Genomic DNA, 12,216 nt, shown 5'->3' with positions numbered 1-12,216 from the left:
GTTTCTGTCAGGCGGCGTAGCCGCCGAGGCCCCGGGCGACCGGCTTGACCGAGACCGCCGGCTGGGCGGCCGGCCAGAGGATGCCTGCCGTTACGGCAAAGGTGATCAGGGCGTCGCGTGCCGCTTCGGCCGAGATATCGCCGGCACGTGCCGCCTCGCAGGCCTTCACCGCGGCGCCATAGCTCAGCCGGCGGCGCGAAGGCGGGAACTCGGTCAGGAATTCGTGCATCTCGGAGAACGAAGCGATCGTACGCTTGTAGCCGGCGCCAACGGTTAGGGCGACCGGGGTGGAAAACGTCCTGTCGTGCATTCTGGCCTCTCGAATGGGCGGAGGTCACGGCGGACGCCGTTCTCCGGTCTGGGGGTCGGGCAGAAACGCGGATCACGGCGCGAGGTTCCATGTTGCCGGGATTGTTTTTTCGCCGGCTCCGGGAGCGGTCGCCGGGCGAGCAAGCGCCGACGTCGAGGCGGGTGCCTACTTCCACATGCCGCGCATGCGGGCGCCGAGGTCGACGCGCACCTGCGGCTGGCGGCGCGGATCGTCCGGGGCCTGGACGCTGGCCCAAGCCAGCTGTTCGAAGGCGCCTAGGATCGAGCGCGGGATGAAGCGCGTGCGCGAGGCATAGACATGGCGGTCGCCGCGCGCCGCCTGGCCGTGGACGAAAAAGCGATGCGGCATGACCATGTGCAGGCTGTCCTTGGCCCGCGTCATCGCCACGTAGAGCAGCCGCCGCTCCTCGTCGACGTCCTCCTTGCTGCCGACGCCGAGATCGATCGGGATGCAGCCGTCGACGGTGTTGAGCACGAAGACGTTCTTCCACTCCTGGCCCTTGGCCGAATGGATCGTCGACAGGATCAGATAATCCTCGTCGCGGTGCGGCGGGCCGGCCTCGTCGCTGGTCGCGTCCGGCGGATCGAGTGTCAGCTCGGTGAGGAAGCGCTCGCGCGACGCATAGCCGGAAGCGATCTGCTCGAGCTGCAGGAGATCGGCCCGGCGCGTCGTTGCGTCCTCGTGGATACGTTCCAGATGCGGCTCGTACCAGAGCCTGACCTGTTCGATGTCGGCCGGCCATTTTTGCGCGCCGGCGCGCAGGCCGCTATAGAGCGCGACAAAGCCCGGCCAGTCGTCGGCGGCACGCTGCGGCGGCCGATAGCGGGCAAGCCCCATCGTCTCGTCAAGCGAATTTGCCATGGTCTCGACGATCGCATTGGCGGCCGAAGGGCCGATGCCCGGCAGAAGTTGCAGCACGCGAAAGCCGGCGACGCGGTCGCGCGGGTTTTCGGCAAAGCGCAGCACGGCCAGCATATCCTTGACGTGGGCGGCATCGAGGAATTTCAGCCCGCCGAACTTGACGAAGGGGATGTTGCGGCGCGTCAGCTCGATCTCCAGCGGGCCGCTATGGTGCGAGGCGCGAAACAGCACCGCCTGTGCTTTGAGAACGGTGCCGGCCTCGCGTTCGGTGAGTATCGCCTGGCAGACATAGCTCGCCTGCTCGGTCTCGTCGCGCACGCTGACCAGCTTCGGCTTTTCCGCCGATTTGCGCTCGGTCCAGAGATTTTTGGTGAAACGCTCCGACGCTTCGCCGATTACCGCATTGGCGGCGGTCAGTATCGTCTCGGTCGAGCGGTAGTTGCGCTCCAGCATGACGACCTCCGCCGGCTGCGCGAACTGCTTGGGAAAATCGAGGATATTGCGCACTTCCGCGGCGCGGAACGAATAGATCGACTGCGCGTCGTCGCCGACCACCGTCAGCCCCGATCCGTCGGGCTTGAGCGCCGTCAGGATCGATGCCTGCAGCCGGTTGGTGTCCTGGTATTCATCGACCAGCACATGGTCGAAACGCGCACCCAGATGCGCGGCGATTTCCGGCTCGCCGGCCATCTGCGCCCAGTAGAGCAGCAGGTCGTCGTAATCGAGCACATTCTGCGCCTGCTTGGCCTCGACATATCGGGCGAACAATTGCTTCAGCTGTTCGGCCCAGCCGGCGCACCACGGGAACACCGAACCCAGCACCTCGCCGAGCGGCGCCTGTGCGTTGACGGCGCGCGAATAGATCGCCAGGCAGGTGCCCTTGGTCGGGAAGCGGGCTTCGGTCTTTGAAAACCCAAGCTCGTGGCGGGCGAGGTTCATCAGGTCGGCGGAATCCTCGCGATCGTGGATGGTGAAGGCCGGATCGAGACCGATCTCCAGCGCATAATCGCGCAGCAGCCTGGCGCCGATGCCGTGGAACGTGCCGGCCCAGCTCAGCGCATCGGTAATCACCGAGGCATCGCGCCCCAGCACCTCGCCGGCGATGCGCTCGACCCGCTTGGCCATTTCCGCTGCGGCACGGCGCGAAAATGTCATCAAAAGGATGCGGCGCGGGTCGGCACCCCTGACGATCAGATGCGCGACCCGGTGCGCCAGCGTGTTGGTCTTGCCGGAGCCGGCGCCGGCAATGACCAGCAACGGTCCGGCGATCTTGCCGTCGCCATGTTCGACGGCAAGCCGCTGCTCGGCGTTGAGCTTCGCCAGATAGGCCGGCTGGAAGGACGAATCACGGGCGGCGAGGTTCATCGCCCATCAAGCATCGTTTCTGCTTTGTTCGCAACGGTTTGCGGAGCCGGAATAGGGCCCGTGAGCGAAGAAGCCTTGCGGGCAGGCCTGTCGACTAACGCTCGGGCTCGACGCCCATCCTTGCCGATTGCCGCCGTAGCGCCTCGCGATCGTCCTGTGGCGGTGGCAACAGCAGCGGATCGAAATCGTCGGGCACCTCATCGATCACTTTCTTGGCGACGCGATAGGCAACATAGACGATTGCCCCGGCGATGAGCAGACGGATCATGCCATCCTCCATTGATTGTGGAGCAACCGGAGACGCGGCATTTTGTTCCCAGGCCCCTGGCGAATGCAGGAACGACACCGGCCGCGCAACCAAATCGCCGACGCCTCGTTGTCGGGCGAGAGGAGACTGCGATGAAAAAGCGCTCAATCCTGCTGCTTATGGCAGCTCTGACTGTTGCGGGTTGCGACAACAATATCCAGCCGACCAAGGCCCCTGGCGACACGGTCGATCAGAACCCGCAGGTCGACAAGAATCCGGTGCCGAAGTCGACGACCGGCGGCGATCAGCCCGGCACGCCGCCGAAACAATGACCGCCTCAAATGGCGTCGGCGCCGGTCAAGGAAGGTGGCCGGCGCCGCTTGGGAGGAAGCTGATGGCGCCGGCCAGGCGGAGATCAGGCCCGCCGCACATCCAAGGATAGCCGAGTCTTTCCGCAGCGTCATGGTCGATAGCGTACAGACGGCACACCCCTGTGGACAAACCTGCCGGCCACAGCAGCGTTTGTTCATCACATAGTTCGTTCTTCCCATGGAACAAACCAGGCTGCTGCGTGTTTGGATGTCGATCGGACGCTCCCAAGGCCGCCGTTCACGAAAGAGCCCGCTCTCCTTGTCCCCCCTCAGGATAGCGGGTTCTTTTTGCGTTTTGCGGGAAGTCGCGGCGCGCGGGGTCGACATCACCAGCTTTGTCGGTTTTCGCGGCTTATGCGGCGAACCGGGGCTCAAGCCCTTGCGAAGCATGGTTGTCCCGTGCAAAAGCCCGGCCATGCTGATCATCAACGACCTTTCGCTCCGTATGGCCGGACGCCTGCTTCTCGACCATGCCTCGCTGACCTTGCCGGCCGGTAGCAAGGCTGGCCTTGTCGGCCGCAACGGCACCGGCAAGACGACCCTGTTCAAGGCGATCACCGGCGACCTCGCCTCCGAGACCGGCTCGATCAGCCTGCCCAAGAACACGCGCATCGGCCAGGTGGCGCAGGAAGCGCCGGGCACCGAGGAGCCGCTGATCGAGATCGTGCTCAAGGCCGACCTCGAACGGAGTGCGCTGCTCGAAGAGGAAAAGACGGCGGCCGACCCGCACCGCATCGCCGACATCCACATGCGGCTGGCCGATATCGATGCGCACTCGGCCGAGTCACGCGCGGCCACCATTCTCGCCGGCCTCGGCTTCGACGATGCCGCGCAGCGGCGCCCGGCCTCGTCCTTCTCCGGTGGCTGGCGCATGCGCGTCGCGCTGGCCGCCGTGTTGTTTGCCGAGCCCGATCTGCTGCTGCTCGACGAGCCGACCAATTATCTCGACCTCGAAGGCACGCTGTGGCTGGAAAACTACGTGTCGAAATATCCGCATACCGTGCTGCTGATTTCGCACGATCGCGACCTGCTCAACCGCGCCGTCAATTCGATCGTCCATCTCGACCAGAAGAAGCTGACCTTCTGGCGCGGCGGCTACGACCAGTTCGAGCGCCAATACACCGAGCAGCGCGAATTGCAGGAGAAGGGCCGCGTCAAGCAGGAAGCCGCGCGCAAGCACATGGAATCCTTCGTCGAGCGCTTCCGCGCCAAGGCATCGAAGGCGAGGCAGGCGCAGTCCCGCATCAAGGCGCTGGAGAAGATGAAGCCGATCGCCGCGATCGTGAACGACACGGTGCGGCCGTTCTCCTTTCCGGAGCCGGTGAAGGCGGTGGCCTCGCCGATCATTGCGCTGAACAACGTCAATGTCGGCTACACCGAGGGTGCGCCGATCCTGAAAAAGATGACGCTGCGCATCGATGCCGACGACCGCATCGCGCTGCTCGGCGCCAACGGCAACGGCAAGTCGACCTTCGCCAAGCTTTTGGCCGGCCGGCTGAAGCCGGAGACCGGCTCCATGACCGTGGCGCCCGGGCTGAAAGTGGCAATCTTCGCCCAGCACCAGCTCGACGACCTCAGGCCCGATGAAAACGCCTATGAACACGTCCGCCGGCTGATGCCGGACGCGCCGGAATCCAAGGTGCGCGGCCGCGTCGCCCAGTTCGGCCTGACCACCGAAAAGATGAATACCGCGGCCAAGGATCTGTCCGGCGGCGAGAAGGCGCGGCTCCTGATGGGCCTGTCGGCCTTCGAGGGGCCGAACCTTTTCATCCTCGACGAGCCGACCAACCATCTTGATATCGACAGCCGTGAATCGCTGATCCATGCGCTGAACGATTTTCCCGGCGCGGTCATCCTGATCTCGCACGACCGCCATCTGCTCGAAGCGACCGCCGATCGGCTTTGGCTGGTCAAGGACGGCGCGGTTAATCCGTATGACGGCGATCTCGAGGATTACAAGACACTGGTCACCGGCGTCTCCGGCGACCGCCGCGGCAAGCGCGAGGCGGAAAAGGCGTCGAAGGCCGACCGCCGCCGCGACGCAGCCGCGCGCCGCGCCGCCTTCGAGCCGCTGGCCAAGGAAATCCGCGCCACCGAAGCGCTGATGGACCGCCTCCGCAAGCGCATCGACCTGATCGAGGACGAACTCGCCAACCCGGCCGTCTACGAAAAGGACCCGTCGACCGCGACAAGGCTGGCCAAGGAGCGCTCACAACTTGCGCAACAGCTGGCCGGCCATGAGGAAAAATGGCTGTCGATGTCGGCGGAGTACGAGGAAGGCACGGCGGAGTAGGACGATGTCGACAAAACTTTGGATCGAAGCTGCCAAGGTTTTGGTTGTCAATTCCGAAGCGGTCGTAAAATGCCCTGAGTGTGGAGACGGCAATCTGCTGGTCATCGACGCCGGAGCCGGATCATCGCATGTCGAGCGCCACATACATTGCCCGAAATGCGGCGCCTACAACGCCTTGCTCAAGCGCATTGATGGCGGGTAACTGGCCCTACACGCCGCCGCCATAAACGGCTAGTTTGCACCCATGAATCAGCATGCCAAGCTCAAAATCGGCCATTCGGCCTGCCCGCATGATTGCCCCTCGACCTGCGCGCTCGAGGTCGAGCTGCTCGACGACAAGCGCATCGGCCGTGTCCATGGCGCCAAATCCAACAGCTATACGGCCGGCGTCATCTGCGCCAAGGTCGCCCGTTACGCTGATCGCGTCCATCATCCCGACCGCCTGCTGAAGCCGCTGATCCGAGCCGGCGGCAAGGGCGAGGGCGCCTGGAAGGAATCCAGCTGGGAGGCGGCGCTCGATCTGGTCGCTGAAAAATTCATCGCGGCGGAGGCAAAATACGGCTCGGAGACGGTCTGGCCCTATTACTATGCCGGCACGATGGGTCTGGTGCAGCGCGACGGCATCGAGCGGCTCAGGCACGCCAAAAAATATTCCGGCTTCTTCGGTTCGATCTGCACCAATCTGGCCTGGACCGGCTGGATGATGGGCGCCGGCGCGCTGCGCGGCCCCGACCCGCGCGAAATGGCAAAGTCCGACTGCGTGGTGATCTGGGGCACCAACGCCGTGGTCACGCAGGTCAACGTCATGACCCACGCCATCAAGGCGCGCAAGGAACGCGGCGCCAAGATCGTCGTCATCGACGTCTACGAAAATGCAACGATGAAGCAGGCCGATCTCGGCCTGGTGCTGAAGCCCGGCACTGACGGCGCGCTGGCCTGCGCGGTGATGCACGTGCTGTTCCGTGACGGCATGGCCGACCGCGCCTATCTGGAAAAATACACCGACGATCCGCACGGTCTGGAAGCGCATCTCAGCACAAAGACGCCGCAATGGGCCGCTGATATCAGCGGGCTTTCTGTCGACGAAATCGAGGCCTTCGCCCGTCTCGTCGGCACGACGAAGAAGACCTACTTTCGCCTCGGCTACGGTTTTTCGCGGCAGCGCAACGGTTCGGTCAACATGCACGCCGCGGCCTCGATCGCCGCGGTTACCGGCTGCTGGCAATATGAGGGCGGCGGCGCCTTCCATTCCAATTCGGGCATCTTCAAGCTCAACCAGGAACTGCTCGAAGGCACACGGATGCGCGACCCCGCGATCCGTCATCTCGATCATTCGCGGATCGGCCCGGTGCTGACCGGGGCTGAGGATGCGCTCTATGGCGGCCCGCCGGTGACGGCGCTGCTGATCCAGAACACCAATCCGGTGAATGTCGCGCCGGAGCAGCGGCTGGTGAAGCAAGGTTTTCTGCGCGACGATCTGTTTTCCTGCGTGCACGAGCAGTTCATGACCGACACCGCCAAGCTCGCTGACGTGGTGCTGCCGGCGACGATGTTTCTCGAGCATGACGACGTCTACAAGGGCGGTGGCAACCAGCACATCACCCTCGGGCCGAAGCTGATCGATCCGCCGGAAGGTCCGCGCACCAACCATTTCGTCATCGAGGAGCTCGGCAAAAGGCTCGGTGTCGCCGATCGTCCTGGCTTCGGCATGACCGAGCAGCAGCATATCGACATCATCTTGGGCAAGCGCGGGCTGGGCAGCTTTTCGAGCCTGAAAGAGCAGAAATGGGTCGATTTGCAGCCGGATTTCGAGGCCGCACATTTCCTGGACGGCTTCGGCCATGCCGACAAGAAATTCCATTTCCGCGCCGACTGGACGGGCCAGGCCGCACCCAACCGGCCGCCGAAAAGCATGGGCCTGTTCGGACCGGTGGCGAGCCTGCCGGAATTCCCCGACCACGTCGACCTGATCGAGGTGGCTGATGAGAAGCATCCGTTCCGGCTGACCACCTCGCCGGCGCGCAATTTCCTCAATTCGACCTTTGCCGAAACGCCGGTATCGCAGGCAAAGGAGCGCCGGCCGGAGTTGCTCCTGCATCCCGATGATGCGGCGGCACTCGGCGTCGCCGACGGCGGCCGTGTCGAGGTCGGCAACCAGCGTGGCGAGGTGGTGCTGCACGCAAAGCTGTTCGACGGCATCAAGCGCGGCGTCGTCGTCGCCGAAGGCATTTGGCCGAACAGCGCCCATGAGCGCGGCGAGGGCATCAACGTGCTGACCGGCGCCGATGCGCCGGCGCCCTATGGCGGCGCCGCCTTCCACGACAACAAGGTCTGGCTGCGCCCGGCGGATTGAGCGTCGGAACGATATCTCCATCCGGCCGTTTTCGCGTGGCGGGTGGAGGCATTGTCATGGCAGAAGTGTTGCCGGCGCCGGATCCCATCGGAAGGACACTGTCGTCCGGCGAACTCGTAACCACGATGTCCCACTTTCATCGCGCCGAGATTGCGCGCATGGCTGGGTGGCGTGACCGCCTGGACCGGACGAGCAACTGGGCGATAACCGTTGTCGCAGCCATGCTGTCCGTTTCGCTTTCGACAGCCAGCGCTCACCATGGTGTGCTGCTGTTTGCCATGCTGCTTGTTCTGCTGCTGCTGTGGATAGAGGCCCGCCGATATCGCTTCTTCGACTTCTATCGGGCTCGCGTGCGCCAGTTCGAACGGCACTATTTCGCGCAGATATTCTCGCCGCAGCCGGACTTCGCGTCCGATTGGCTGTTGATCGTCGGCGAGAGCCTGCGCGCGCCGAAATTCCTGATTTCGCAACGCATGGCTTTGGCGCGCCGCCTGCGTCGCAATTACATCTACATGCTGCTGATCCTGCTGCTGGCCTGGATCCTCAAACTGTCGACCCCCAGTCTTCTGACCGAAGGTGTCCGCATCGGCTTCGTCGGGTCGATGCGTGAGGCCGTCGCCAGTGCTGCCTTGGGTCCAATTCCGGGCGCCGTCATCGTCGTGCTGGTCGCCGTCCTCTATGCGGGCCTGCTGGTGACAGCATTTCTGACAGAGAGCGACGACGGCGAACTCTCCTTCGGTGACGTCCACGTCTAGCAACGCAACGCCCTGTCTAGCAACGCAACGCCCTGTCGCGCGTTGTTGGACACGTGCATTGGGCGATGGGGGTTTCATGGCTTGGCAGGCTCCGACACGTTCCAGCCTGGCGCTGCTGGTTTGCGCTTTCGTCCCCGCGGGGGCGGCCTGGGCAGCGCAGACGCTCGTTGCCGGTACCCGGGCCTCCGGCATGGGTGGTTCGGGCGAAGGCGCTTTCGTCGCCGAGATCGTGCTTCTGCTGCTTGTCGGGCGCGGCCTGGGCGAAGTGCTGCAGCGTTATGGCCAGCCGGCGATCATGGGCCAACTGATCGGCGGCATCCTGCTCGGTCCTTCGCTGTTCGGCTGGCTGTGGCCGTCGGCCCAGCACCTGATCTTTCCCAGTGATCCTGCGCAAAAGGGCATGATCGACGCCGTCTCGCAGCTCGGCATCCTGATGCTGCTTTTGCTGACCGGCATGGAGACGGACCTGCGGCTGGTGCGCCGGGTTGGCGCGGCCTGTTTTTCCATTTCGGCTACCGGCGTCGTGGTGCCCTTCATCTTCGGTTTTGCGCTGGCGCAATTCCTGCCGGACGCATTGCTGGCTGACCCCACGCAGCGCACCGTCGCCGGGCTGTTCCTGGGCACGGCGCTGTCGATCTCGTCGGTCAAGGTCGTCGCCATGGTGGTGCGCGAGATGAACTTCATGCGCCGCAACCTCGGACAGGTGATTATTTCCTCGGCGATCATCGAGGACACGATCGGCTGGCTGGTCATCGCCGTAACCTTCGGCATCGCCACCAATGGCAAGCTACAGTTCGCGCCGCTGGTGACCACCATCGCCGCGGTGGCACTGTTCATGGTGTTCTCCTTCACCATTGGCCGCCGTCTTGTCTTCACCTTGATCCGCTGGACCAACGATCAATTCCGCAGCGAGTTTGCGGTGATCACCATGATCCTCATCATCATGGGAGCGATGGCGCTGATCACTAATCTGATAGGCGTCCATACCGTGCTGGGGGCGTTCGTCGCCGGCATCCTTGTTGGTGAATCACCCATCCTCTCCAGCCATATCGAAGGCCAGCTGCGCGGCGTCATCACCGCGCTGTTCATGCCGATCTTCTTCGGCATGGCGGGGCTGTCCGCCGATCTCACAGTGCTCGCCGATCCAACCCTTGCCATGCTGACGGGCGCTCTCGTGATCATCGCCAGCATCGGCAAGTTTGGCGGCGCGTTCATCGGCGCCAAGCTCGCCGCCATGTCGCTCAAGGAAGCAATCGCCGTCGGCAGTGCCATGAACGCACGCGGCTCGACCGAGGTGATCGTCGCCAGCATCGGCCTGTCGATGAACATCCTGTCGCACAATCTCTTCACCATGATCGTCACCATGGCCGTGATCACCACCTTGGCCATGCCGCCGATGCTGCGCTGGGCGCTCGGCCGGCTGCCGGTTGGGCACGACGAGCAGCAGCGTGTCGAGCGCGAGGCGTTGGACGAATACGGCTTCATTTCCAGGCTGGAGAGGCTGCTGGTGCTGATCGACGACAGCAGGATCGGCAAGTTCACTGCATATCTCGCCGGACTGGTCGGCGGAGGCAGCGGCATGCCCACCACCTTGCTTCGCCTGCCCACCACCTTGCTTCAGCCGAAAGACGGCCGAGTTGACAGGCCGACCGACAGCAAGGGACAGGAGCGCGCCCTCCAGGAAATCAAAAAGGGTGCAAAAAAGAGCGCTCAGGCGGTGAAACGGATCGAAGATACGCTTGTCGACAAAGTCCATCTGACGGCCCGCACCGAATTGGAGGCCACGGGTGAGACGATCGCCGAAGAGGCCCGCAAGGGATACGGCCTGTTGCTGGTCGGCCTGGACAATGTGCTGACCGCCGATGGCGCCTTCGCGCCGGCCCTCAACGACATTGCCGCAGGATTTGACGGCCCGCTTTGCCTGGTCCTGAACGGCGGCAATGCTGGCGAAAAGATGCCGACGCTGAAGGCCGGCACCAGCATTCTCGTCCCCGTCAACGGTACCCAGGTGGCGCGTCGCGCCGCCGACCTGGCGCTGGCGCTGGCCCGTCCAAACCGGGCGCGGATCAAGGTTCTCTACGTCTCGCAAAAGGCAGCCAAGGGCCGCAGGTCGACATCGATGTCACATAGCCGCGAAGAGGCCGTGCTGAAAGACATCGCCGATCTGGCGGGCCGCTATGGCCTGCATATCGACACAGCGTTCCATACCCGCGTCACACCCGACAAGGCGATCACCCGGGAGGCGGCCAAAGGAGCGGCGATCGTCGTGATGGGCGTCACCCAACGTCCGGGTGAGGACCTGTTCTTCGGTGAAACCGCCGGCGCTGTTTTAGCCGCCTGCAACTGCCCGGTCGTGCTTCTGGCCAGCGCGCGGCCCAAGCACGACGCCGCTGGCGCTGAGCTGGCAGCGTGAATTTCACCGCGCATTGATCGGTCGGCAGGAATGTCGATCGAGCCTCTGAAAGCGCTGATCAGCCAAGCGTAAAAGAACTCGAACCGAACGGCTCGGTTCCGTTAGCAGAGAGTACAGGAAAGGGTGAACGCCGGCTCAAAGAATGTTCGCGCGGCAAATCACCACTGACCGCATAACTAATTGAAAAGAAATCAGAAGATTGTGGCAGAAGGGACCTTATGCCGGATTTTCAAGCGGCCAATTTGGCGCACCCGTACAAAATTTTCGTGATTGGAAACGACAGGCTTGCCGACCCATCTGGGGTTGGTCCGAGCGACGCGAATTCCTCCCGAGGCACGCCACTTGACGGACAGACCAAAGAACTACCGGAGTACCGAAATGACCAAGCTCGCTCTTACCGCCGCCGCCATCCTCGTTGCCACCGGCACTGCTTTTGCCGGCAGCGACCATTATGGCTCGGACAACGTCAACCAGCCGGCCGCTGCTGCTGCCAACGTCGACAACACCTTCACCGGTTCGATCCGCAAGCCAGTTACTTCCGAGCATACCGGTGCCAAGACAACCTCCGAGTCGGTGGCGCCTGAATCCGGCCAAGGCATCTGGGGCCGCTGATTATCACGGCCCGCAACACAAAGAGCGGCGGGCTTGGCCCGCTACTCTTGCTGTCGCGTATCAACGGGCGTGTGCGCCGAATAGCATCCTGCGCCAATCGAATACTTTGATTTGCAGGTTTCATCTGTAGCCACAATCTCGGTTGCTGAAATCGTCCAGCAACGTGCACATCGGAAAAAAGCCGGGTGCGTATTCGTCGGCGCGGACAGCGCTCTCATCTCGAATGCGTCGAAAGCAATGACAACTCACGAATGACCAGTACATTGGAGTACCTGAAATGACCAAGACTGCTCTTACCGTCGCCACCATCGTCCTCGTCGCCACGGGCAGCGCCTTTGCAGGCAGTGATCACTATGGTTCGGACGGCGTCAACCAGCCGGCCGCGCCTGTTGGCAACGCGCCTGTCGGCACCATCGACAGCGGGTTTACCGGTTCCATCCGCAAGCCGCTGACGGCCGAGCACAACGCCGTCGACACCGAGGCGACGACCCGGTTCGGCACGGATCAACCCGTAGTGCCCCAATCTGGCCGGGGCGACTGGGGCCGTTAGTTCCTTAACCGGGAGCACAAAGAGCGGCGGGCCTGGCCCGCCGCTTTTGTTTGCGCGAAGCCGGG

General features: G+C 63.6%; 11 protein-coding genes. 8 read left to right on the top strand and 3 right to left on the bottom strand.

Annotated elements, in window-relative coordinates; translation table 11 throughout:
- Positions 1–7: 7 nt before the first annotated feature.
- The 3 genes from NKH49_RS24515 to NKH49_RS24505 all read right to left on the bottom strand — a co-directional run bounded on the left by NKH49_RS24515 (position 8) and on the right by NKH49_RS24505 (position 2,825).
- A complete protein-coding gene (locus NKH49_RS24515) occupies positions 8–310 on the bottom strand; it encodes a DUF982 domain-containing protein (RefSeq protein ID WP_023677662.1) in 303 nt (100 codons plus the stop codon).
- A gap of 165 nt (positions 311–475) precedes the next feature.
- Positions 476–2,557, bottom strand: coding sequence for an ATP-dependent helicase (locus tag NKH49_RS24510; RefSeq protein WP_352928300.1), 2,082 nt, complete (start codon positions 2,555–2,557; stop codon positions 476–478).
- Positions 2,558–2,651: 94 nt separating this feature from the next.
- Positions 2,652–2,825 carry a hypothetical protein gene (locus NKH49_RS24505; protein WP_023677660.1) on the bottom strand — a complete coding sequence of 58 codons (174 nt, stop codon included), beginning with the start codon at positions 2,823–2,825 and terminating at the stop codon, positions 2,652–2,654.
- Positions 2,826–2,956: 131 nt separating this feature from the next.
- Between NKH49_RS24505 and NKH49_RS24500 the strand changes: the two genes are divergently transcribed.
- The 8 genes from NKH49_RS24500 (at position 2,957) to NKH49_RS24465 (ending at position 12,151) form a co-directional block, all read left to right on the top strand.
- The gene (locus NKH49_RS24500) at positions 2,957–3,136 is read left to right on the top strand and encodes a hypothetical protein (RefSeq protein ID WP_023677659.1); all 180 of its coding nucleotides are present in this window, start codon (positions 2,957–2,959) and stop codon (positions 3,134–3,136) included.
- Positions 3,137–3,590: 454 nt separating this feature from the next.
- Positions 3,591–5,468 carry an ABC-F family ATP-binding cassette domain-containing protein gene (locus tag NKH49_RS24495; RefSeq protein WP_352617706.1) on the top strand — a complete coding sequence of 626 codons (1,878 nt, stop codon included), beginning with the start codon at positions 3,591–3,593 and terminating at the stop codon, positions 5,466–5,468.
- A gap of 4 nt (positions 5,469–5,472) precedes the next feature.
- Complete coding sequence (locus NKH49_RS24490) at positions 5,473–5,670, top strand: hypothetical protein (protein ID WP_352541645.1); 198 nt, start codon at positions 5,473–5,475, stop codon at positions 5,668–5,670.
- A 42-nt stretch (positions 5,671–5,712) separates the two neighbouring features.
- Complete coding sequence (locus tag NKH49_RS24485; RefSeq protein WP_352928298.1) at positions 5,713–7,821, top strand: molybdopterin-containing oxidoreductase family protein; 2,109 nt, start codon at positions 5,713–5,715, stop codon at positions 7,819–7,821.
- A 56-nt stretch (positions 7,822–7,877) separates the two neighbouring features.
- The gene (locus NKH49_RS24480) at positions 7,878–8,576 is read left to right on the top strand and encodes a DUF2270 domain-containing protein (RefSeq protein WP_352472615.1); all 699 of its coding nucleotides are present in this window, start codon (positions 7,878–7,880) and stop codon (positions 8,574–8,576) included.
- 190 nt (positions 8,577–8,766) lie between these two features.
- The gene (locus NKH49_RS24475) at positions 8,767–10,989 is read left to right on the top strand and encodes a cation:proton antiporter domain-containing protein (protein WP_502906660.1); all 2,223 of its coding nucleotides are present in this window, start codon (positions 8,767–8,769) and stop codon (positions 10,987–10,989) included.
- Between the two features lie 378 nt (positions 10,990–11,367).
- Positions 11,368–11,601, top strand: coding sequence for a DUF680 domain-containing protein (locus tag NKH49_RS24470; protein ID WP_352472617.1), 234 nt, complete (start codon positions 11,368–11,370; stop codon positions 11,599–11,601).
- 277 nt (positions 11,602–11,878) lie between these two features.
- On the top strand, positions 11,879–12,151 hold the full coding sequence (locus NKH49_RS24465; protein ID WP_352928294.1) for a DUF680 domain-containing protein: 273 nt from the start codon (positions 11,879–11,881) through the stop codon (positions 12,149–12,151).
- The last annotated feature ends 65 nt before the right edge of the window (positions 12,152–12,216 follow it).

Source organism: Mesorhizobium sp. M1088 (assembly GCF_040318575.1).
Classification (GTDB): domain Bacteria; phylum Pseudomonadota; class Alphaproteobacteria; order Rhizobiales; family Rhizobiaceae; genus Mesorhizobium.
The sequence above is the reverse complement of the archived record's forward strand: the minus strand, read 5'-3'. Positions and strand labels throughout refer to the sequence as shown.

What these genes read in the sequence shown, in the direction of transcription:
- NKH49_RS24505 (WP_023677660.1), bottom strand. Translation starts at nt 2,825, where the DNA reads ATGATCCGTCTGCTCATCGCCGGGGCAATCGTCTATGTTGCCTATCGC.
- NKH49_RS24500 (WP_023677659.1), top strand. Translation starts at nt 2,957, where the DNA reads ATGAAAAAGCGCTCAATCCTGCTGCTTATGGCAGCTCTGACTGTTGCG.
- NKH49_RS24510 (WP_352928300.1), bottom strand. Translation starts at nt 2,557, where the DNA reads ATGAACCTCGCCGCCCGTGATTCGTCCTTCCAGCCGGCCTATCTGGCG.
- NKH49_RS24515 (WP_023677662.1), bottom strand. Translation starts at nt 310, where the DNA reads ATGCACGACAGGACGTTTTCCACCCCGGTCGCCCTAACCGTTGGCGCC.
- NKH49_RS24465 (WP_352928294.1), top strand. Translation starts at nt 11,879, where the DNA reads ATGACCAAGACTGCTCTTACCGTCGCCACCATCGTCCTCGTCGCCACG.
- NKH49_RS24475 (WP_502906660.1), top strand. Translation starts at nt 8,767, where the DNA reads ATGGGTGGTTCGGGCGAAGGCGCTTTCGTCGCCGAGATCGTGCTTCTG.
- NKH49_RS24480 (WP_352472615.1), top strand. Translation starts at nt 7,878, where the DNA reads ATGGCAGAAGTGTTGCCGGCGCCGGATCCCATCGGAAGGACACTGTCG.
- NKH49_RS24470 (WP_352472617.1), top strand. Translation starts at nt 11,368, where the DNA reads ATGACCAAGCTCGCTCTTACCGCCGCCGCCATCCTCGTTGCCACCGGC.
- NKH49_RS24490 (WP_352541645.1), top strand. Translation starts at nt 5,473, where the DNA reads ATGTCGACAAAACTTTGGATCGAAGCTGCCAAGGTTTTGGTTGTCAAT.
- NKH49_RS24485 (WP_352928298.1), top strand. Translation starts at nt 5,713, where the DNA reads ATGAATCAGCATGCCAAGCTCAAAATCGGCCATTCGGCCTGCCCGCAT.
- NKH49_RS24495 (WP_352617706.1), top strand. Translation starts at nt 3,591, where the DNA reads ATGCTGATCATCAACGACCTTTCGCTCCGTATGGCCGGACGCCTGCTT.